At 53.7% G+C, this 21,480-nt stretch carries 19 protein-coding genes and 2 riboswitches; of the genes, 10 read left to right on the top strand and 9 right to left on the bottom strand.

Annotated elements, in window-relative coordinates:
* Positions 1–10: 10 nt before the first annotated feature.
* The 6 genes from cooS to E308F_RS00795 form a co-directional block, all read right to left on the bottom strand.
* Entirely contained in the window at positions 11–1,978 is a 1,968-nt protein-coding gene (cooS, locus tag E308F_RS00820) for an anaerobic carbon-monoxide dehydrogenase catalytic subunit (RefSeq protein ID WP_141262795.1), read from the bottom strand.
* Positions 1,979–2,001: 23 nt separating this feature from the next.
* Positions 2,002–2,928 carry a cysteine synthase A gene (cysK, locus tag E308F_RS00815; RefSeq protein WP_141262794.1) on the bottom strand — a complete coding sequence of 309 codons (927 nt, stop codon included), beginning with the start codon at positions 2,926–2,928 and terminating at the stop codon, positions 2,002–2,004.
* An 88-nt stretch (positions 2,929–3,016) separates the two neighbouring features.
* Positions 3,017–4,156, bottom strand: a complete 1,140-nt coding sequence (locus tag E308F_RS00810) for a trans-sulfuration enzyme family protein (protein ID WP_141262793.1) — start codon at positions 4,154–4,156, stop codon at positions 3,017–3,019.
* Between the two features lie 101 nt (positions 4,157–4,257).
* Positions 4,258–5,394: a trans-sulfuration enzyme family protein gene (locus E308F_RS00805; RefSeq protein WP_141262792.1), complete on the bottom strand. Its 1,137-nt coding sequence runs from the start codon at positions 5,392–5,394 to the stop codon at positions 4,258–4,260.
* Positions 5,395–5,454: 60 nt separating this feature from the next.
* A riboswitch (SAM riboswitch) is annotated at positions 5,455–5,563 on the bottom strand.
* 110 nt (positions 5,564–5,673) lie between these two features.
* On the bottom strand, positions 5,674–6,336 hold the full coding sequence (locus tag E308F_RS00800; RefSeq protein ID WP_141262791.1) for a methionine ABC transporter permease: 663 nt from the start codon (positions 6,334–6,336) through the stop codon (positions 5,674–5,676).
* On the bottom strand, positions 6,333–7,358 hold the full coding sequence (locus E308F_RS00795; protein ID WP_141262790.1) for a methionine ABC transporter ATP-binding protein: 1,026 nt from the start codon (positions 7,356–7,358) through the stop codon (positions 6,333–6,335). The genes E308F_RS00800 and E308F_RS00795 overlap by 4 nt, the downstream gene beginning before the upstream one ends.
* Before the next feature lie 184 nt (positions 7,359–7,542).
* Between E308F_RS00795 and E308F_RS00790 the strand changes: the two genes are divergently transcribed.
* The 7 genes from E308F_RS00790 to E308F_RS00760 all read left to right on the top strand — a co-directional run bounded on the left by E308F_RS00790 (position 7,543) and on the right by E308F_RS00760 (position 14,524).
* Positions 7,543–8,361, top strand: a complete 819-nt coding sequence (locus E308F_RS00790; RefSeq protein ID WP_141262789.1) for a MetQ/NlpA family ABC transporter substrate-binding protein — start codon at positions 7,543–7,545, stop codon at positions 8,359–8,361.
* Positions 8,362–8,592: 231 nt separating this feature from the next.
* A complete protein-coding gene (locus E308F_RS00785) occupies positions 8,593–9,402 on the top strand; it encodes a HesA/MoeB/ThiF family protein (RefSeq protein WP_141262788.1) in 810 nt (269 codons plus the stop codon).
* A gap of 6 nt (positions 9,403–9,408) precedes the next feature.
* Positions 9,409–10,293, top strand: a complete 885-nt coding sequence (locus E308F_RS00780; RefSeq protein ID WP_141262787.1) for a 4Fe-4S binding protein — start codon at positions 9,409–9,411, stop codon at positions 10,291–10,293.
* On the top strand, positions 10,280–10,528 hold the full coding sequence (locus E308F_RS00775; protein WP_071522708.1) for a sulfurtransferase TusA family protein: 249 nt from the start codon (positions 10,280–10,282) through the stop codon (positions 10,526–10,528). The genes E308F_RS00780 and E308F_RS00775 overlap by 14 nt, the downstream gene beginning before the upstream one ends.
* Positions 10,525–10,725: a sulfur carrier protein ThiS gene (thiS, locus tag E308F_RS00770; protein ID WP_071522709.1), complete on the top strand. Its 201-nt coding sequence runs from the start codon at positions 10,525–10,527 to the stop codon at positions 10,723–10,725. Before E308F_RS00775 ends, thiS begins: the two co-directional genes overlap by 4 nt.
* 49 nt (positions 10,726–10,774) lie before the next feature.
* Positions 10,775–11,965 (top strand): M20 metallopeptidase family protein, encoded by a 1,191-nt coding sequence (locus tag E308F_RS00765; protein ID WP_141262786.1) that lies wholly within the window; start codon positions 10,775–10,777, stop codon positions 11,963–11,965.
* A 387-nt stretch (positions 11,966–12,352) separates the two neighbouring features.
* Positions 12,353–14,524, top strand: a complete 2,172-nt coding sequence (locus tag E308F_RS00760) for a hypothetical protein (protein WP_141262785.1) — start codon at positions 12,353–12,355, stop codon at positions 14,522–14,524.
* 61 nt (positions 14,525–14,585) lie between these two features.
* Here the strand turns inward: E308F_RS00760 and E308F_RS00755 are convergent, their stop codons facing one another.
* Entirely contained in the window at positions 14,586–14,846 is a 261-nt protein-coding gene (locus E308F_RS00755; RefSeq protein WP_172613790.1) for a DUF2933 domain-containing protein, read from the bottom strand.
* Positions 14,847–15,163: 317 nt separating this feature from the next.
* Here E308F_RS00755 and E308F_RS00750 point away from each other — a divergent pair, with 317 nt between their 5' ends.
* A complete protein-coding gene (locus tag E308F_RS00750) occupies positions 15,164–16,288 on the top strand; it encodes a mechanosensitive ion channel family protein (protein WP_216363870.1) in 1,125 nt (374 codons plus the stop codon).
* 184 nt (positions 16,289–16,472) lie between these two features.
* Complete coding sequence (locus E308F_RS00745; RefSeq protein WP_253260372.1) at positions 16,473–17,750, top strand: double-cubane-cluster-containing anaerobic reductase; 1,278 nt, start codon at positions 16,473–16,475, stop codon at positions 17,748–17,750.
* A gap of 122 nt (positions 17,751–17,872) precedes the next feature.
* On the opposite strand, the gene E308F_RS00740 is transcribed toward E308F_RS00745, so the two are convergent.
* On the bottom strand, positions 17,873–20,008 hold the full coding sequence (locus tag E308F_RS00740; protein WP_141262783.1) for a heavy metal translocating P-type ATPase: 2,136 nt from the start codon (positions 20,006–20,008) through the stop codon (positions 17,873–17,875).
* Between the two features lie 69 nt (positions 20,009–20,077).
* Positions 20,078–20,440 (bottom strand): ArsR/SmtB family transcription factor, encoded by a 363-nt coding sequence (locus E308F_RS00735; RefSeq protein ID WP_141264052.1) that lies wholly within the window; start codon positions 20,438–20,440, stop codon positions 20,078–20,080.
* Positions 20,441–20,787: 347 nt separating this feature from the next.
* Positions 20,788–20,887, top strand: a riboswitch (purine riboswitch).
* Positions 20,888–20,933: 46 nt separating this feature from the next.
* On the opposite strand from E308F_RS00735, the gene E308F_RS00730 reads away from it, so the two are divergent.
* Positions 20,934–21,425 carry a (2Fe-2S)-binding protein gene (locus E308F_RS00730; RefSeq protein WP_141262782.1) on the top strand — a complete coding sequence of 164 codons (492 nt, stop codon included), beginning with the start codon at positions 20,934–20,936 and terminating at the stop codon, positions 21,423–21,425.
* The last annotated feature ends 55 nt before the right edge of the window (positions 21,426–21,480 follow it).

Below are 21,480 nucleotides of genomic sequence, written 5' to 3'. Positions count from 1 at the left end.
TATTGGCCGGTTACCGCCACCCCAGGCCCAGGCGCTGGCGACGAATTAACAATCGGATGGTCTGAGCAGCCAGCTTCGGGTAAGGCTCGGTATAAATCCGCGCCCCCACCTTTGCAAACAGGCCGTCACCGGCAAAAAAGTCGGCTACTTCGTTGCTACCGCGCTCATATTCATCGGGTGCCGCCCCCTCTTTGGGCCGCGGCTGGGGGACGGGGATAGGCCCGGGAAAGCCGATGACGTTGGATACCCCGTGGGCCAGGAAAGTAACCCCCTGCCCAACCGTCTTTTCGTTGCCGGGTTCCGGGCCGACGAAGACAAAGGGCATTTGTTTGACGGCTACACCAGCTGCTGCTGCCAGATCGATAAACAAGCGCAAAGTGCGAGTATTATCTACACACCCACCTACTGCCAGAACCGGCGGGATGCTCCTGGTACGGCATACTTCCTTGAGGCCGGCACCGGCCAGGTCTGCCGCCTCCGGGTCACAAAGTCCGGCATTTAAAAGAGCGTGAGAACAGCATCCGGTGGTGGTTACCAGGATGTCAGCCTCGATGAGGCGCCGGACCACCGTTACGTGATTATATTCATACGGGACCTTCGGGGTATTGCAGCCTACCACTGTAGCAATACCTTTAATTTTCCCTTCCCGCAGGAGGTTAAGCAAACCTGTAATACCGTCAAATGTATCGACGATGGCTTCGTAACTCCAGCCAACCATAGCTCTGCTAGTGACCCTGGGGATACGAATTTTACTGCGGTCCCGGCGGGCAAAAGCTTCTACCGCCAGCCGCGCAACTTTTAGGGCATCTTCCTCCAGAGTTTCCGGCCGCTCCGCGTCAAAGGGAATGTGCACCGCCCCGGGGATGCGGTTGGAGTTGCAGGTGGTGATCACCTGGGTGCCGAAGCAGTCGGCGATGATCTTCATGCCGGGAATAACGCATTGCATGTCCACCACCACCGCATCCACCGCCCCGGTGCCCAGGGCCAGTTCCTGGCCCATAATATTGGTTACGGTGGGGATGCCGTAGCGTGCCAGCAATTCGTCGCCGGTGCAGCACATGCCGCCAATCACGATGCCTTTGGCCCCCAGGCTCTTAGCCAAACTCTGGATTTCCGGGGTGGCTATTTTCTCCAAGATTTTTTCCACCATCACGGGGGAGTGGCCGTGCACCAAGATGTTAACGTGGTCTTCCCGCAGGATGCCGTAATTCACCGTGGCCAGTTTGGGCCGGGGGATGCCGAACAGCATCTCGGTGGCCAGAGAGCTGCCGAACAGGGTGCTGTAGCAGTATGCCAGGGCGGAGCGGAGTTCCTGTTCCGCCAGTGACATCCAATCACTGGTACCGCCCAGGGTGGTCATGTGCAGGGTTTCCATGATCTCATAGGCGGCCGAACGCGGCAGCACGCCGAGGGTTCGCCAGGTCTCCAGCCTTTCCGCCGGGGCGTAGGCTTCCAGGGTGCGCAAGGGGCCCATGGTCATCCGGCTCAGGTCGTCCAGCAGCACCTGGGCCACCTCACGGGCTACTTCCTCCGGCTTTCGCCCTTGTGTTTGAAGCCCCAGCCGCCGGGCCAGGTCCCACACCCGTTCTTCCCCTTTGAGGGGGAGGTGGGCCTTACCCTCCGCCGCCGCCATCACCGCCAGGATAACTTCATGGGCGTGCCGGCCGTGTGCCGCCATGCCGGCCACCAGTGCCCGCACCAGGTTGGCCATAATGACGGTGCTCATATCCCGGCCGCAAATGCCCCGGGGGCGTTTGTCACTGAGCCGGCAGGGACCCCACTGGCACATGCGGCAGCAGAGTCCCCGAAGGCCGAAACCGCACATGGGCTGCTGGGCCTCATAACGGTCCAGCCAGGTTTCCACCCCCTGCTGGTGCAGGTGCTGCAGCAGGTCTTTGCTGGCCGGGTTGGGGGTCAGGTTCAGGACGTCTTCCCGGTCCGGCATTTCGGCATTTAATTGGGGATACTGGTACTTCATGGACAAGACCCTTTCTGCAAAGTTTAAATGTCCTTGAAAAGGGAGGTTGACAGGTAGCGCTCGCCGGTATCCGGCAGCACGGCCAGAATTCTCTTGCCGGCATTTTCCGGCCGGGCCGCGAGGCTCAGTGCCGCGTAACAGGCGGCCCCGGAAGAGATGCCCACCATCATTCCTTCTTCCCGGGCCAGGCGCCGGGCTGTTTCAATGGCATCTTCATCGCTGACCTGGATGATTTCGTCAAAAACCTCGATATTCAAAACCTCCGGTACGAAACCGGCTCCGATGCCCTGAATCTTGTGGGGTCCGGCCATACCTCCGGAAAGGACCGGCGAGGCGGCCGGTTCCACCGCCACCACCCGCAACCCGGGAATGCGCTCCTTTAATACTTCACCGGCACCGGTAATGGTACCGCCGGTCCCTACCCCGCAGACCAGGACATCCAGCCGGCCGCCGGTATCGGCGTAAATTTCTTCTGCCGTAGTGCGGCGGTGGACAGCCGGGTTGGCCGGGTTTTCAAACTGCTGGGGGATAAAAGCCTTGGGATATTTGGCTGCCAGTTCTTCCGCCCGGCGGATGGCACCTTTCATGCCTTCTGCCCCCGGTGTAAGTACCAGCTCGGCGCCGTATCCCTTTAGAAGCTTGCGCCGCTCCAGGCTCATGGTCTCCGGCATGGTGAGGATTAGCTTGTACCCTTTGGCGGCCGCTACCATGGCTAGGCCAATCCCCGTATTGCCGCTGGTCGGTTCGATAATCACCGTCTCCTTATCCAGGAGTCCCCTGGCTTCGGCGTCTTCGATCATGGCCAGGGCAATCCGGTCTTTGACGCTGCCACCGGGGTTAAACAGTTCCAGTTTCACCAGTACTTCTGCCGCCGTCTGGTTAATGCGGTTGAGCCTGACCAGCGGCGTTCCTCCGATGAGGTCGATTATGTTCTGGTAAATGCGCTCCATGAAAATCCTCTCCTTAGATAAGTATTATTCCAATCAAAATACACGGAATTAATGTCATAGTAATTTTATCATTTTAATATACTTTAGATCAAGGGGATTTTAACGCCTGCTCCAGGTCGGCCTGAAGATCCGCGGCATCCTCCAGGCCTACCGACAGGCGTACCAGGTCAGGGGTAATCCCCAGGCGCTTTTTAAATTCTTCCGGGAGGCTACCATGGGACATGGTAGCAGGCAGAGAAATGATGCTCTCTACTGCGCCCAGGCTGGAGCCGATGATCGGCAGGCGCACCTTATTGATTACCTGGCGGGCCAGCTCTGAAGTTGCCAGGCGGAAGGAGAATACACCTCCGGCGCCAAGGGCCTGCCGGAAATGAACCTCCCGGCCAGGATGGCCTTCCAGGCCAGGATAATAAACGGCCTTTACTTGCGGGTGCCCGGCCAGCCATGTTGCCAGGGCCGTGGCGGTTTGCTCCTGCTGGGCCAGGCGTACTTTTAAGGTCTTAATACCGCGCAGGATTAGCCAGCATTCGTGGGGTGCCAGCACTGCTCCCAGGGTGTTCTGGAGCAAAGCCAGTTCCCGGGCAAGGCCAGCATCCCTGGTAACTGCCAGGCCGGCCAGGCAGTCGCTGTGCCCGCCCAGGTATTTGGTAGCGCTGTGGACCACCACGTCAATTCCCAGTTCCAGGGGTCGCTGCAGGTAAGGCGTCATAAAGGTGTTGTCAGCTATAGTTATGAGCCCGTGCTCCCTGGCCAGGGCGGCGGCCCGGGCCAGTTCGGTAATTTTCATCAGCGGATTGGAAGGGGTTTCGAGGTAAAGCCCTTTGGTAGAAGGGCGGATCTGGGCAGCTGCCTTCTCCAGGTCCGTAGTATCGACAAAAGTAATTTCCAGGCCAAAGCGTTTGAAGACCCGGGTCAGGGCACGGTAGGTGCCGCCGTAGATATCCTGGGAGACAAGGAGGTGGTCGCCGGCGGAAAAGAGGCTTAAGGCTGCCGTGATGGCCGCCATGCCGGAAGCAAAAGCAAAGCCGTAATTACCTCCTTCGAGATCGGCGATGGCTTCTTCCAGGGCCCGCCGGGTAGGATTGCCGGAACGGGTGTATTCGTATTCGCCCGGTTGCTCAAGACTCTCCTGGGCAAATACCACGCTCTGGTGGATGGGGATACTCACCCCCCCGGTGGCAGAATCCATAGATAAGCGGTGATGGACCAGTCGCGTTCCCCTCTGCATACTTTGTTTACCCCTCTTCTTTAAAGTCCTTGCTTACCTGGCGTTGATTGCCAACCGCCGCCCAGGGTAAAAAGGATTTCCTTTTCGTCCTGGCCGGCGGATTAACAGGCAAGGGCCTGCTCCAGGTCGGCCTTGAGATCGTTTAAATCTTCCAGTCCCACTGACAAACGTAATAAACGATCATTGATGCCCAGTTTAAGACGCATCTCACTAGGGATTTCGGCATGGGTCTGGCGCTCCGGAAAAGTGATCAGGCTTTCTACCCCGCCAAGGCTTTCCGCAAAGGAAATAATTTTTAAGCGGTGTAAAATCTGCTCGACCAGTTCGGCATGCTTGACCTCAAAGGAAAGCATGGCCCCAAACCCGCTGGCCTGTTTCTTACAGATTTCGTGACCGGGATGATCGGGTAGACCCGGATAATAAACCCTGGTCACCAGGGGGTGTTCGGCCAGCCACCGGGCCAGCTCTAAAGTGCTGGCCTGAGCCCGCTCCAGGCGTACGGCCAGGGTTTTCAAGCCCCGGATTACCAGCCAGCAATCCTGGGGACCGGGAATCGCACCGATGGTATTTTGGATAAAGGCCAGCTTTTCGCCGAGGTCCTCCCGGGCGGTTATCGCTATCCCCATAACTACATCATTGTGGCCGCCTAAATATTTGGTGGCGCTGTGGACCACCAGGTCCGCTCCCAGTTCCAGGGGTCGCTGCAGGTAAGGGGTCATAAAAGTATTATCCACAATAGTCAGCAGGCCCCGCTGGCGGGCCAGGGCGACAACGGCGGCAATGTCGGTGATTTTCATTAAGGGATTGGTAGGGGTCTCCAGGAAGATGCCCTTCGTATTGTTTTTAATAGAAGCAGCCAGGGCAGCCAGATCAGTGGTGTCTACAAGGGAAAATTCCAGCCCCCAGGGAACCGCTACCTGGTTGAGCAGCCGGTAAGTACCGCCGTACAGATCTTCAGAGACTAGCAGGTGGTCGCCGGGCCGGAAAAGGCAGAGAACGGCGGTAATGGCGGCCATGCCGGAGGCAAAGGCCAGGGCGCGGCAGCCTCCCTCCAGCCCGGCTATGCCTTCTTCCAGGACCTGGCGGGTAGGGTTGCCCGTCCGGCTGTAGTCAAAACCGGTACTTTGACCCAGGGCCGGGTGACGGAAGGTAGCAGACTGGTAGATAGGCGTACTGATAGCTCCTGTTTTACTATCATACCCCACTCCCAGCTGGACCAGCTCTGTAGCCAGACGCATTTTATCCAACTCCCCTCATGACAAAATAAAAGCCCTTCGCAGAAGAAGAGCTTTTTTCAACTCTCATCTGCCAGGAGAAATCCTGCAGGAATTGGCACCGTACCTGGGTTCTAACAGGCCGGTTGCCGGGCTTCATTGGGCCAGTCCCTCCGCCAGCTCTTGATAAGAGTTTCCGCATATTTATTTTTTAAGTTTTTCAATCGGTTTAGTTATATTTATTATATCCTCTATATCTCAAGCGTCAAGGGGAGCTTAGAGAAACTTTTTCCGATTTCGGGGTTAACGCCGGCTTAAACGGGCGACAATCCGGTCACCTACAACCTGAATGATCTGGACCATAATGATCAATAAAACGACGGTAATAACCATAACGTCATTTTGGTAGCGCTGAAAGCCGTACTGATAAGCAAGGGTACCCAGGCCGCCGCCGCCGACTACACCGGCCATGGCGGAATAGCCAATCAAGGTAATGGTAGTTAAAACAAAACCGGATACCAGGGAGGGTGTGGCTTCCGGAAGCATCACCCGGACGATAATTTGCCATGGAGACGCTCCCATAGATTGGGCCGCCTCAATGACTCCCCAGGGTATTTCCCGCAGGGAAGTTTCCACCAGGCGGGCGACAAAGGGTATAGCGCCGACAGACAGGGGGACGATAGATGCCGTTGTACCGATAAAGGTACCAACGACCAGCCGGGTAAAGGGTATTATGGCGATTAATAAAATGATAAAAGGGAAAGAACGGCCGATATTGATTACCGTGCCCAGGATACTGTTGATTAAGGGACTGGGTTTGATATGCTTTTCACTGGTGATAAGCAAGATAACGCCCAGGGGGAGGCCAAAGAGATAAGCTATAAATACCGATACAAACACCATATAAAGGGTTTCCAGAGTTCCCATGGTTACCATGGGAATTATTTGGTCGAGCCAGTTACTCATGGTCTTTCTAACACCTCAATACTTAATTGTTTGCTCTGGAGGAAAGCGAGGGCCCTCTGCAGGGCCTCAGGCTGACCTGATAATTCCAGGGTCAGGGTACCAAAGGGGGTATCTTTAATATGGTCAATCTTACCGTAAAGGATATTGGCCTGAACGTTGTACTCTTGAATCATGCGGGAGATGATGGGTTCACCGGCAGAGTGACCAATGAAAGAAAGCCGTACCAGCAGGCTCGTTCCGGTAGGTTTGTACCCTGCCAGCACCTGTTCCGGGACGGAGGTATCGAGGATACTCTTAATTAACTCCCTGGTAACAGGATGACGAGGAGCAGTAAAGATATCCAGTACGGAACCGGCTTCGACAATACGGCCCTGGTTAAGGACGGCCACCCGGTCGCATATTTCCTTAATTACCTGCATTTCATGGGTGATTATAATAATTGTTAGCCCCAGGTTTTTATTGATATCCCGGAGCAAACTCAGGATGGAGGCAGTCGTCTGGGGATCCAGGGCTGATGTCGGTTCGTCGCACAAAAGCAACCGGGGTTCGCTTGCTAAAGCCCGGGCAATTCCTACCCGCTGCTTTTGACCGCCCGACAGTTCCGCAGGATAATGCCCGGCCTTATCGCTCAACCCCACCAGTTCCAGGGAGCGTTTGACTTTCTCCTGGATAACCCGGCGCGGCTGGCCGGCAATTTCCAGGGGAAAGGCCACATTACCGGCGACGTTGCGGGCTGAGAACAGGTTGAATTGTTGGAAAATCATGCCTATCTGCTGGCGCGCCCGGCGGAGCTGCCTTTCAGAATAGGTAGTAAGATCCTGCCCGTCAATAATTACCCGGCCGGAGGTTGGCTTTTCCAGCATGTTGATACAGCGGACCAGGGTACTTTTTCCGGCCCCGCTACGCCCGATGATGCCAAAGATTTCCCCTTCGGCAATATCCAGGTTGATATTTTCCAGGGCCTGTATCAGTTTGCCATCTTTGGTTGTAAAAGTTTTACTAAGGTTTTCGATTTTAACCATAATATAACACCTGAAGGGGGTAATTAATAAAACACTCGCATCTTTCTTGTCGATGGTAACAAAGGGGTTGGTATAATGTCAATAAGATTGAATTCGGGAAAAAATTTTCCCTCCGAATCCCTTGACAAAAAAATCAAGTAAACCTATTATCTTAATAAGCTATTTCAAAGGGGGTTGATAGACTTTGAAAAAGATTGTTGTTCTGGCTCTCGTTTTATTAACACTGGGGGCAGTTTTAACAGGATGCGGCCAGCAACAGAAAGCATCCCCGGGGGAAGCGGCCAAAAAAGAAATTACTGTCGGTGCTACCGCTCGTCCCCATGCCGAAATCCTGGAAAGGATTAAACCGGTGTTGGCCCAAGAGGGAATCACCCTGAACATTAAAGTTTTTAATGATTATGCCCAGCTCAACCCGGCCCTGGCGGATAAGCAAATCGACGCCAATTTTTTCCAGCATATACCATACCTTGAGGATTACAACCAGAAAACAGGGAATAAACTAGTTTATATTGCCAAAGTACACATCGAACCCATGGGGATTTATTCCCAAAAAATTAAGGGTGCCGGCGAATTGACAAACGCCAGAACTATTGCCATTCCCAATGACGCCACCAACGGCGGCCGGGCTCTGATGTTACTGGCCAAGGCCGGGGTGATTAAGTTAAAGGAAGGCGCGGGCATTTTGGCAACCAAAAATGACATTGTCGAGAAACCCGCCGGGCTGACTATCAAGGAGTTGGACGCCGCCATGCTGCCGCGGTCCTTAACAGACGTCGACGCCGCGGTCATAAACGGCAACTATGCCCTGGAGGCTAACTTGAATCCAGTCAAGGATGCCCTCGTTCTCGAGGATAAAAGCTCTCCTTTTGCCAACGTCCTGGTGGTACGTCCCGAGGATAAAGACAATCCAGCTTTAAAGAAACTGGCAGAAGCGCTAAATACGCCCGAAGTCAAGAAGTTTTTAGAAGAACAATATCAGGGAGCAGTTATCCCGGCTTTTTAAGGCACCCTACGGGAAGGCCGGAGGCGGGTAATTTGAATTACAGCAAATCGGCAAAAAAGGAAGGCCCCTTTCCTGTAAAGGCAAAGGGGCCTCTTTATCCTTCCGGAACTGGGGCTCTCTCCCCGTCAGGGAAACATTTATGTAAACATAAAAATCGTCTTGACCACCCTGATGCTCCCTGATATAATCTAAAGAAAACCGATAAATTAAGTGTAGATTGGGGGGCTAATAATGGTCTTAACCAACGAAGAAATAGAACGTTACAGCCGGCAGATTATTTTGCGCAACGTCGGCGGCCGGGGGCAGGAAAGGCTTAAAAGAGGCAAAGTATTGATCGTTGGAGCCGGCGGGTTGGGTTCCCCGGCAGCTTACTACCTGGCGGCTGCCGGTGTAGGTACAATCGGTATAGTTGACAGTGACGTAGTAGACATATCGAATTTACAGCGCCAGATCCTTCACAGTACTGAACGCCTGGGGCGGCCTAAAGTAGAATCGGCCCGCAAGACCTTGCTGGCCTTAAATCCTAACCTGACAATTAATACTTACCATTTACGTTTGGGTAAAGATAATATTCTAGACATCATCCGTGACTATGACGTGATTGTCGACGGCGTCGACAACTTTCCCACCCGCTATTTGCTAAACGATGCCTGTGTCATGACCGGCAAGACCATGGTCGAGGGCGGGGTGCTGCAATGGGACGGGCTAGTCATGACCATCAAACCCGGACAGGGGCCATGTTACCGCTGTATTTTTCCCGACCCGCCCCCTCCGGGAGCCGTACCTAGTTGCCAGGAAGCAGGGGTTATAGGTACAGTACCGGGACTTATCGGGGCAATCCAGGCCACGGAGGTAATCAAGATTTTACTTGGGGTTGGGGATACCCTGACCGGCCGGCTCCTGATTTACAATGCCCTGGAGATGCGCTTCCGGGAAGTTAAGGCCGAACGCAATAGTAATTGCCCTGTCTGCGGCGACAGCCCGCGCATTCGTGAACTGGAAGAGTATACCTTTGTCTGTGCCACAAAATGCGAAAGGTGAAACACCATGAACCTGGATTTTCATGAACTCAAAAAAGGCGGCTTTATCAAGCAGCAAGGCCGCGATCTTTTCCTGATGCGCCTGCGGACCATTGGCGGGTATTTAACCTCAAGGGATCTGGAGAATATCGCCAGGATTGCGGCTAAATATGGCCGGGGGGAGGTCCATTTGACCACCCGCCAGGGGGTGGAGATACCCGGGGTCAGGCTGGAGAAATACCAGGAGCTGATTGCCGAGATCAAGGCCTTGCACCTGCTTCCGGGGGCCTGCGGCCCGCGGGTACGATCGATTGTCGCTTGCCCGGGCAAGGAAATTTGTTCCAACGGGGTAGTTGATACCCGGGCTATTGCCGGCAAACTGGACCGGGCCTTTTTTGGCCGCGATGTCCCGGTAAAACTAAAAATTGCTGTAGCCGGGTGTTATAACGCCTGTACCAAACCCATGGAAAATGATATCGGTTTACGGGGTGTTGTTTACCCGGAATTGGCGGCCGAGCGCTGCAGCCTTTGCGGATTGTGCCAGTCCATCTGTCCGGGTGGTGCCATTAAAATAATTAATGATCGGGTAAGCATAGATAAGAAAAGATGCAACGGCGATGGTGCCTGTATAGCATCCTGCCCGAACAATGCCTGGGTAATGGCGGCTACAGGATTTGTAGTTTATGTTGGTGGAAAAATGGGCCGCAATCCTCAGCTGGGGTATAAAATGTTTGACCTGGTCCCGGAAGATGATATAGTCCCCCTGATTAATTCTATCCTGGCGGTTTATGAAGAGAAAAGGAAGGGACAGGAACGCCTGGGTGATGTTGTAAGGCGCCTGGGACCTGAAGTGTTCCGGGAATTAATCCCTTACCCCGGCCGGAAGGAGGTCGCTGCCGGTGGCGGAAATTAAAGCGACTAAACGACTGGATATTACCGGGGACTGCTGCCCCATAACCTTCGTTAAAACCAAGCTGGCCCTGGAGGAGATGCAGCCAGGGGAAATCCTGGAGGTTTTATTAACAGAAGGAGAGCCGTTAAGTAATGTGCCCCGGAGCCTGAAGGCAGAAGGCCATAAAATTCTCCAGGTAAAGAAAATAGCCGCCAATATTTATTCATTAATTGTTGAAAGGGGAGAAGACCAATGAAGATTATTTTAAACCGGCAGGAAAAAGAAGTCCAGGAAGGTATTAACGTAAGGGAATTAGTGGAGCAGCTTAATTTTGACCCCGTTGCCGTGGCGGTTGAGGTAAACGGGCGTTTGTTACTAAAAGAGGAGTATAGCAATCCCCTGCAAGAAGGTGATAAAGTAGAACTTGTCTTAAATATGGGCGGGGGAGTATAATGAAAAATGTAAATGCGCAAATCAATCGCGGAATCAAGGTGACCCCCTGTTGGTAGAAAGAGATTACTACCTGGCAGAAGCTGAAAACCTCAAACCGCAGCTGGTCGCCTGGCGGCGGCAGCTGCACCAGTACCCGGAACTGAGTTTTGAGGAAAAAGAAACAGCCGCCCTGGTGGCCGGGGTGTTAGAGCAACTGGGTTTGAAGGTCAGGACCGGTATCGGTGGTACCGGGATTATCGGAATCCTGCACGGGGCGCAAGAAGGCCCCGCCGTGGCCTTAAGGGCGGATATGGATGCCTTGCCCCTCCAGGAGGCTACGGGGGCGGAATATGCTTCCCGCTGCCCGGGCCGGATGCATGCCTGCGGCCATGATGCCCATATGGCCATCGTTTTAGGGGCGGCGACGCTGCTAGCAACCCACCGCCGGGAACTACCCGGCCCGGTGGTTTTCCTTTTTCAACCGGGGGAGGAATTACCCCCTGGCGGGGCTCGCCTGCTGATTGAAGCCGGAGCCCTGGCCGACCCGCCGGTCAAGGCTATCTTTGGCCTCCATGTAACTTCAGCCCTGCCGGCAGGTACGGTGGGCGTCAGATCGGGAGCTGCTATGGCCTCGGCCGATAACTTTACCATCAGGATCAAGGGGCGTACCAGCCACGGTGCTGCACCCCACCTGGGCGCGGATGCCATCGTCGCTGCCGCCCAAGCGATTCTGGCTTTACAGTCTATTGTCGCCCGCCGCATTGATCCGGTGCAGCCGGCTGTTCTGACCATCGGCACTATTAATGGTGGTGAGAAAGAAAATATTGTTGCTGGTGAGGTAACCATGACGGGCACTACCAGGGCCTTAAACCAGGTTACCAGGCAGCAGCTGGAAAAAGATATGCGGGAGATTTTGGCCGGGGTGGCCGCCGCCAGCGGGACGGAGATTGAACTTGATTATCTGCTGGGCTACCCGCCCCTAATAAACGATGCCAGGCTTACCGAACTGTTTCGCCGGGTAGCCGGAGAACTCCTGGGACCGGGAAAGGTATTCGAACTGGCAGCCCCTTCTATGGGTGCCGAGGATTTTGCCCGCTATGCCGAAAAGGTCCCGGCAGTATATTTTAACCTCGGGGCAGCCATCCCGGGAGAGCCTCCCTATCCCTGGCACCATCCCCGGTTTAATATCAACGAAGATTGCCTGCCCATTGGCAGTGCCCTGCTTTCCTGGCTGGCCTTCAAAGCCCTGGCCGATTTCTAACAGCTTACATCGGCCGCGGACACCCTGTACCAAAAGCGCAGCAACCTCGTGATGCGGTTGTTGCGCTTTTTGTTCATCCTGCGTTGTCACCCCCAGGCTACAGTCCTGAACACCCTTCAAACTTTCTCCTTTTTTTCTTCATGATGTCTTCACAGTTGAAAGCTAGAATGGAATGGAAATCATGTTAAGGGAACTGTAGTGAGAGGCGTTCACTCGAATAATAAAGAATTTATTAAGAAAAGAAATTGCGCCTAATTTGGAAGCCAGGATAACCCCCTTGGCTTTCAACTGTTTTAACTTGAGTTTAAAGGGAGAGAAAAGATGCACAAGTTTATGAGGTTGGGAATTTCTTTATCGGCAGTGTTCGTGGTCTCAGGGGCTCTCTTTATGTACGAGGTTATCCTAACCCGGATATTCTCGGCGATAATGACCTACCATTTTGTCTTCATCGTTGCTTCGGTGGCCATTCTCGGTCTGGGTCTGGGGGCCATGGATATTTATAAAAAAGTGAAGGAATTTCCGCAAACGGATGGGCAACAAATATGGGACATAGGAATTCGATCCGTAGTTTTCTTGGGGTTTACGCTGCCGCTGCTCACGTTATTTTTTTACAAATTGCCCTTTCAACCCCTAAATTTCTTTGTTTACATTGCTTTAGCCGTACTTCCCTTCGTACTGGGCGGTAGGTTTTTGTCTTGCTCGTTCAGTGTACTCAGCAAGTACTCTTACCTGCTGTATTTTGGCGATCTCGTTGGCGCCGGGCTGGCTGCCTTTGGCGTGGTTACGCTGTTGAACACTGTTAACCTCATCAGGTTGACAGTTTACCTTGGCGAAGCTATCTTATTGATTTCCCTGTTGTTAAACCTTGCTATTATTAAAAAGCGCTCCCGGCGAAAGGTTTTGGCTGCTCTCGGCGGGGTTGCCCTCCTTGCCGTCCTGGCCGTATCCCCCCTACCTGAAGTACTGGCGAGGGATTTTTCCGCCTACAGGGGCATACCGAAGATGATCGGCCTTCTCAAACTCAACGGCGAGCAGCCGGTTGTTGAATATTCTTCGTGGGATGCTTTTGCCAGAACAGACGTAGTCGCCACTAAAGACCCGAACGAAAAATTGGTACTCATTGACGGCGGTGCTGCTGCTCCCATGGTACGCTTTGATGGCAACCTGGCAGGGGTCCAGCAACTGAAAAAAGAAGCCGGCTACCTCGCTTTTGTACCCGAAAAGCCGCGGCGCGTGTTAGTAATTGGTAGTGGAGGAGGCATTGACATTCTCCTTGCCCGCCTGGGGGGCAGTGAAGATATCACTGCCGTGGAGATTAATCCAGGCAGTGTCGCGGCTGCGCGTAAGTTCAGCGATTACAACGGGAGTATTTATGATTTGCCGGAAGTACGCACCTTTATCCAGAATGGCAGAACCTTTATAGATACTACCAGCGAACAGTTTGATGTAATCTATCTCTCGAAGGTCATGACCCAGGCCGCGGAAGGTACGGGATACGCCCTTTCCGAAAACTATATCTACACCCGCGAGGCCATACGTTCATACTTAAATCATCTAACACCTGGCGGCCGGCTGGCGTTCGTCCTGCACGGCCCTGATGATCTAAGCAAGGCGTTGGCAACGGTCATGGCTGTTTTAAAGGAAAGCGGGGTGGCAGATGAAGAAATAGCCAGGCAAGTCTTGATTGCCGGCACACCCGCGGAACATCATGACCAGGAAGTTAACTACCCGCTTCTCCTGGTTAAAAAGACACCATTTGCCCCGGATGAGCTGGCGGCCATCACTGCCCGGCTTAAGGAGGCGCAATTGCAGTTGGAGCAATTATTGCACTATGGGAAAGTTGGTAAGACGGCGGCAACCGTCGTCACCGATGACCGGCCCTTTTTCTATAATGTCGGTAATACCATACCCTTCGAACTGTATATTCTCCTGGCCCTGGTCTTGCACCTGGGTTGGCGCTGGCTGAAGCATGCCACAGACGGCACCGTGAAGAATAAAAAATCATTACTGCTGTATTTTGGTGCCCTAGGTGTGGGTTTCATGCTGCTTGAGATCGCCCTGGTGCAGAAATTCGTTTTGATCCTTGGTCATCCAACCCTTGCCTTTACAGTAGTTGCTGCTACCCTCCTCATCGGCGGTGGTCTGGGTAGTTTGCTCGGCCAGGTGGCCGCTGTTCAAAGAGTTTTAATGAGGCGAAGGTGGCTGCCGGCTTTTCTTGTGGCCGTGCTGGCTGCATTGACCGGTGTTGCTGTACCCTGGATTTTTTCGACAGGCGCAGCTCTAGCGACCAGTAAAACAATCCTCACCGTCTTCACCCTTTTTCCTTTAAGCGTAACCCTGGGTTTACCATTCCCGACCGGCCTGCGTGCCTTAAGGGAGGAGGGAAGGGAGGATTTTGTACCGTTAGCCTGGGGCATAAATGGTTGGTTTTCTGTAATCGGGTCGATTATCGCCATGATGGTTGCCATTACCGCCGGCTTCCGAATGGTCCTTTTTGCCGGGGCGATAATATATGCGCTGCTTGCTTATCGCTGCCGCCGGGGATTACTTGGGCGTTAGGATAAGATGTGAAAAAGCGGCTTTTAACATGGCCGCTCTTCTCCATTATTTTTATTCTAGCTTATTCTATCTGGGTTTTTCCTGCTTGGGACTGATCGTCTTTGCTGGTAGCCTTTTGCTCCCCATGCTGACATTCACCATGATTATGACCGCGCATCATGAAAAGGTGCATCAGGGGACAAAGTAAGAATAACAACCACAACCAACCCCCACCTGCAGTGCCGTCGCTTGCAGCTGCACCGCGGGTCAGTAAGAAAAATACAGCGACTATCATCAGGCCACAACCAAGAAGCATAAGCAAGCCGTGCCTTCTGTGATTCATCCCCATCTCTCCTCTTGGAAGTGAATAAGACATAAGTCTAGTCCCAGCATATTACCCTATGCAGGTATGTGTCAAGACGGGTATGCGATCTTTCAGACTTTCTTCATATTTTCTTCATAATGTCTTCACAGCCGGTGTTGGCGGCCAGAGCCAGAAGAATGGGAGTATAAACGACAGCTAAAGCGATCGATAGAAGAGTATTTAGCGGGTAGACACGTCCCGGTACGTGAAAGGAAAGTACTTGAAAGGCGTATGCTATTCGAATACCATTATGTTAATAGCTTGCGCGTTCAGAGCAGGGGGGGTAAACTTCAGCGGTGGAAAAAATCCTGTCGTTATGGAGCAAGGTGCGGATTCCCGATTTTTTAAACCAAATATATTTTAGGCCCCAGGGCTTCTTCTGGAACACTGCAGCAGCGATCATCGTCTTTCTGCTGTTTCTTGGCTTAAGAAATGTCTTTGCAAGACATCTGTATAGTACGATCCTTAGAATAACCCAGCGGACGGCTACTGACCTGGATGATCAAATGGTGAAGTCCCTGGAAAGGCCGTTGCAGAACTTCGTTGCGGCCCTCGGGATCTACCTGGCCTTGACCATACTACCCTTAAGCCAGGCTCAGCACCTCTGGGTCCTCAAAGTGTTCCGCTCTTACCTTATTATCCTCATCGCTTGGGTGCTCTATATTCTGTCTGGCCCGGATTCGGTCGTCTCCCGGGAGGTCAGGAAGAAGTTTGATATCAATAATATTTTAGTGCCCTTCTTGTCCAAAGCCATAAGGTTTATTGTGTGCGCCTTGGCCCTTATGGTCGTCGCTGTCGAATGGAATTATAACATCAATGGCCTTATAACAGGCCTGGGCCTGGGCGGACTGGCATTTTCTCTGGCGGCCAAGGATACGTTGGCTAACATGTTTGGGGGTATGGTTATTTTTCTCGACAAACCCTTTACCATAGGAGATTGGATAAGTACTCCCAGCGTGGAGGGAACGGTGGAAGATATAACTTTTCGCAGTACGAAAATACGCACCTTTGCGCATGCTCTGGTCACGGTCCCCAACGCGACCCTGGCCAACGAGCCCATCACCAACTGGTCGCGGATGGGAAAACGCCGTATAACATTTCACCTGGGGGTTACTTACACTACCAGCCGGTCTAAACTGGAGAAGTGCGTTCAAGCTATAAGGGCCATGTTGGAAGAGCACCCAGGAATTCATAAAGAAACGATATTTGTCTATTTCGAGAGGTTTAATGAGAGCAGCCTGGACATCTTTCTCTACTTTTTTACCAATACGACCGACTGGAAGGAATATCTAAGCATACGGGAAGATGTAAACTTTAAAATCATGCAGATTTTGGAACAGGAAGGAGTTTCCGTGGCCTTCCCCAGCCGGAGCATATATATTGAGAAGGTCGACGGGCAATCGGAAAAAGCCGAAAAATAACCGCGCTTGCACCATGACAAATGGTAGGAAGCTTTATCTAAGGCTGCAGAGCTGCTTTCTAGAGACGGATATTACTTTACAACCGGCCCCAAATCATAACAAAATGGAATATATATTATAAAGGATATTCAAGATAAAAAGCGAAAATATACCAGGCAAAAATTACTTGGAGGAGCTGATCCCTTTGAGCGATGCTTGCCGGGAAATGTGGCGGGATTTAGGGCTGGACCTGGAAAGGCATGATGCTTTTTTAGCGGCATTGCCCGAAGCCTTTAGCGAGGTTTTTTTACAACAAGATAACCGGCCGGCGGGTATGGCCTATTTTGATAACCTTTTAGGCGAGGCCCATGGCAGGAGGGTCGAAGAAATTTTGGCCCATAAAAGAGCCGGGCGGCTGGTGGCCGGTACCTTTTGTGTTTTTGTGCCGGAAGAACTTATCTTTGCCGTCGATGGTGTTAGTGTGGGGCTCTGTGCGGGAACCCACTTTACCGTTCCTGCCGGGGAACAAATTTTACCGCGTAACCTGTGCCCCTTGATTAAGTCTCTGGTTGGCTTTAAACTGGAGCGGATTTGCCCTTACTTTCAGGTCGTCGATTTTCTTGTTGGCGAAACTACCTGTGATGGGAAAAAGAAGACCTGGGAAATTCTGAATGATTATGTTCCTACTTACGTAATGGAATTGCCCCAGCGTAAGGAAGCGGCCGACCTGGCCCTCTGGGAAGGGGAAATTTACCGATTTAAAGAAGAAATTGAACGACGGTCGGGACAAAAAATCGATAGCGAGAAATTAAATGTCGCTATCAAGAAGGCCAATGCCCGCCGTGCGGCCCTGCAGCGCCTGTATCAAGCCCGCCAGGCCGACCCGGCTCCTATCAGCGGAAAAGACGCCCTGCTGATTTCGCAACTGGCTTTCTTTGATGACCCGGAACGTTTTACTGCTCAAGTTAATGCCCTTTGCGAAGAACTTGAGGAAAGGATTGCCCGGGGTGAAGGTGTTACCAGTAAAGGAGCACCGCGCCTCCTGGTAACCGGGACACCTATGCCTTTACCTTACTGGAAGTTACACCACCTGGTAGAGAAGTCAGGGGCGGTGATTATCGGTGAAGAAACATGTACCGGCAGCCGTTATTTCGCCGGGATGGTGCCTGAAGACGGTGAAACCTTATCCCAGCAGGTAAAAAATTTGGCCCGGCGATTGCTGGGCATCAACTGTGCCTGCTTTACTCCCAATACGTCCCGGGTGGAGGACATCCTGCGCCTGGCCAGGGAAGGAAAGGCCGACGGGGTGATTTATTATTCCCTCCAGTTCTGCCAGACTTATGCCCTCGAAGCCCGGCAGGTAGAAAAAGCCCTCCGGGAAGCGGGGCTACCGGTTTTATGCCTGGAAAGTGATTTTAGTGAAAAAGACGCAGCCCAGCTGCAGACCCGGATTGAGGCTTTTTTGGAGATGGTTGCCTCTTAAAGGTGGTTTTATATGTTACGGAAATCCTGGTTGAAAACGCTCCTTCCTTCCGGGAGGGGCAGAGTACCTTTTTAGAACGGGGAAGGGAAGGCGCCCGGCCTTCCCTTCCCCGTTTCTGGCAACTATTTTTCCGGATGCAGCCGCAGGAGCCGCATGCCGTTCAGGGTTACCAGCAATGAGGCTCCCATATCGGCCAGAATGGCGAGCCAGAGGGTGAGCCACCCGGGGAACACGGCGGCCACAGCCATGGCCTTAATGGCCAGGGAAAAGCCGATGTTCTGCCGGATCACCCCGAGGGCCGCCCGGCTGAGGCGGATGGTGAAGGGTAACCTGGTCAGGTCATCGGCCATGAGGGCAATGTCCGCTGTTTCCAACGCTGTATCCGTCCCTGCCCCGCCCATGGCGATGCCAACCGTAGCCGTAGCCAGGGCCGGGGCATCATTAATACCATCACCTACCATGGCCACCTTGCCATATTGCTGCATCAGTTCCTGAACGGCTTTAACCTTGTCCTGGGGCAGCAGTTCAGCGCGAAATTCATCCACCCCGACCCGGCTCGCAATGGTGCGGGCTGTCGCCTCGTTATCCCCCGTCAGCATGACTGTGCGGCGGATGCCGGTTCGCTTTAAGGCGGCAATTGTCGTTGCACTTGTTTCCCGGACCTCATCGGCCACGGCGATGATTCCCAGAAAATCTTCAGCCGTGGCCACGACTATGGCTGTCTTGCCTTCCTCTTGCAGCAGGCGGATCCGGCCGGCCACCGCCTTGGTCTCCATACCCAGCTCAGTAAAAAGGCGAAGGTTACCTATATAGACGGTCCGGCCGCTCACGACCCCTCGTGCCCCGCGGCCGGTAAGGGCGCTGAAATCCTCCGCAGGTTTTATTGCTAGCCCGCGGGCTTCTGCCGCCTTAACAACAGCTTGCGCCAGGGGGTGCTCGGAACGTGCCTCGAGGCTGGCGGCAATCTGGAGCAGTTCCTCCTCGGTCAGACGTCCCAGGGGAATAATGTCGGTAATGGTGGATTCGCCTTTTGTCAGGGTTCCGGTCTTGTCAAAAGCGACAGCAGTGAGGGCACCGGCCTGTTCCAGGTAGACCCCGCCCTTGATCAGGACTCCGTTGCGGGCGGCGTTACCAATGGCACTGATAATGGCTACCGGAGTCGATACCACCAGGGCGCAGGGACAAGCAACTACCAGCAGAGCCAGCCCCCGGTAGATCCATGGACTCCACGGGTAGCCCAGGAGCAGGGGCGGTACCAGGACAATGCCGGCGGCCAGGGCCAGAACAATGGGGGTATAAACGGCAGCGAAGCGTTCTACAAAGGCCTGGGATGGCGCCCGCCGGGCCTGTGCCTCCTCCACCAGGTGAATGATCCTGGCGATGGTGGTATCCCGGACCAGCTTGGTGACCTCGACCTCCAGGGAACCATGGGTGTTGAGAGTACCGGCATAAACTTCGGACCCGGGGCCTTTTTCCACGGGTACGGCTTCACCCGTGATGGCGGCTTCGTTGACGGCCGACTCGCCTTTGATGATACGCCCGTCCATGGCGATCTTCTCGCCAGGGTGGACGATCATCACGTCACCCACCTGGATCTCTTCGACCGGGACTTCTATTTCTTCCCCCGCCTGGCGGCGGATTCTGGCCACCCTGGGGGCGATATCCATGAGCGCGCGGATAGACCGGCGCACCCGTTCCATAGTCCAGGACTCTAGCATCTCGGACACGGAATACAGGAAGGCCACAACGGTTCCTTCCTCCCATTCACCAATGGCCACGGCCCCGATAACGGCTATGGTCATCAGCACGCTCATATTAAAGTCCAGGCGCGGCAGGGAGTACCAGGCCTTGCGGGCGTTACCCCATCCGCCGGCTATTATAGCTATTAAGTATAGCGAGATGAATAAGGTAGCTGCTCCACCAGCCCGTTCTACGATATAGGCAGCCAGCAAGGCGCCGGCAGCGATCACCGTGCGCAACAATTCCCAATTAACCATGGGCCTGGCCGGTTTTACCTCGTCTTGCCTGGCGGGGAAGATAGCGTAGTTTTCCTTCCTGCCTTCCCGCCGGATGGCTTCCAAATCGGCTGCGCCTTCAACAACTAGCTTACCGGTGGTAGCGTTTAAACTGGCCCTGGTTACACCAGGGAGCGCCGCGACATTTTTTTCAAACTTGGCGGCGCAATCCAGTCAAGTAATCCCTTCAACTCGGAAGTCTGCAGTCTTGCCGGGCCTACCCGGGCTTTCAGCCTGTGCCATTTGCCATCACCCTTCATGTGTACGGTCTTATGCGATGGGGGGGTCATAATAACAATCTGGTTATCGTCCCTATGTCCTGGCCAGGTGCTGCAGGACCTCCCGTACCAGGTTGCCGATATGCGGGTCAGCCAGGCGGTAGTATACTAGCTTGCCGGCTTTGCGATACCTGGTCAGCCCTATATGGTACAGCAAGCGCAAGTGATAGGAAGCAGTCGCCTTGCTGCTGCCGATTAGTGCCGCTACATCACAGACGCAAAGCTCGGCCTCGCTGAGGGCGTAGATTATCTTCACCCGGGTATCATCGGCCAGGGCCTTGAAGATAGTAGCGACGCCCTCTGTACGATCCACCTGGGGCTTGAGCCGCTTCACCTTCTCCTCGTTGACGCAATTGACCTGACAAACGGGGGGATCTCGTTCCAGTTGGCTTGCCATGGGCTGTAACTTCACTTTCGGCCGGCTCCTCATTCAAATAATCAAAAATACTTTTGACTATAAGTTTATGCCAGCTTCCTGAGAGTGTCAACCCCGGAAGTCGTGCGAAAAGTATTTAGCGGGCAGAACCGCTCCAAGGCCTGGCGTCCCCTAAACCCAGATTAGCAGGGGTTGGCGGAAAACGTGCCTTCTAAAAACACCGGTACGGTACCAGCCTAAAACCAGACAACCGGAACAGAGGTAGATTAGGATAAAATGTCCCCCTGGCGAAAGGAAACCCGGATTAAAGCAGAACCTGCTATTCGCGCAAAGATAAAATTTTTTAGCAGGATTTAAGTTGCCTTTGCCGAATATAAATTTAATGAACTCGTATAGCCCCGGCGATGGGGCCGGGGGTTTCTACCAGGTGACCGGAATCACCCGACTACGAGGAGGGCCGTCAGCTGGTTTCTTTTATATATTACTGCGATGAAACTACCAGGGGGTAGGCAAGATGCCCGGGTTGAAACTTAAAGTCAACGGCCAGGAGTACCAGGTTGAGGCCCCCGCAGATATTACCTTGCTGGAACTCTTACGGGAAAATTTAGGCCTCACCGGTACCAAGGAGGGGTGCGGCAAGGGGGAATGCGGCGCCTGTACGGTACTCATGGATGGCCGGGCGGTCAACTCCTGCCTGATTCCCGCCGCTAAGGCCGATGGGGCCGAGATTCTCACTATTGAAGGCCTGGCCTCACCTGAAGGCAGGCTCCATCCTTTGCAGGAAGCCTTTATCAGCGAGGGGGCTGTCCAGTGCGGTTTCTGTACCCCCGGGATGATCATGAGCGCTAAAGCCCTGCTGGACCAGAACCCCCACCCAACACGGGAGGAAATTAAGATCGCCCTGTCGGGCAATTTATGCCGCTGCACCGGTTATGCCAAAATTATCACCGCCGTAGAAAAGGCGGCCGCTGTCATGAAGACGGGGGGTGGAAAGGAAGAAGGGTAGCCGCCGTCCCTGTCCAGGGAAGAAGGCTGTGGCGATATTCTTAGGGCCGGGTCTT

The organism is Moorella sp. E308F (assembly GCF_006538365.1).
GTDB lineage: Bacteria > Bacillota > DSM-521 > Neomoorellales > Neomoorellaceae > Neomoorella.
Note: the sequence above shows the minus strand (reverse complement) of the source record. Positions and strands in the feature narration are given on the sequence as shown.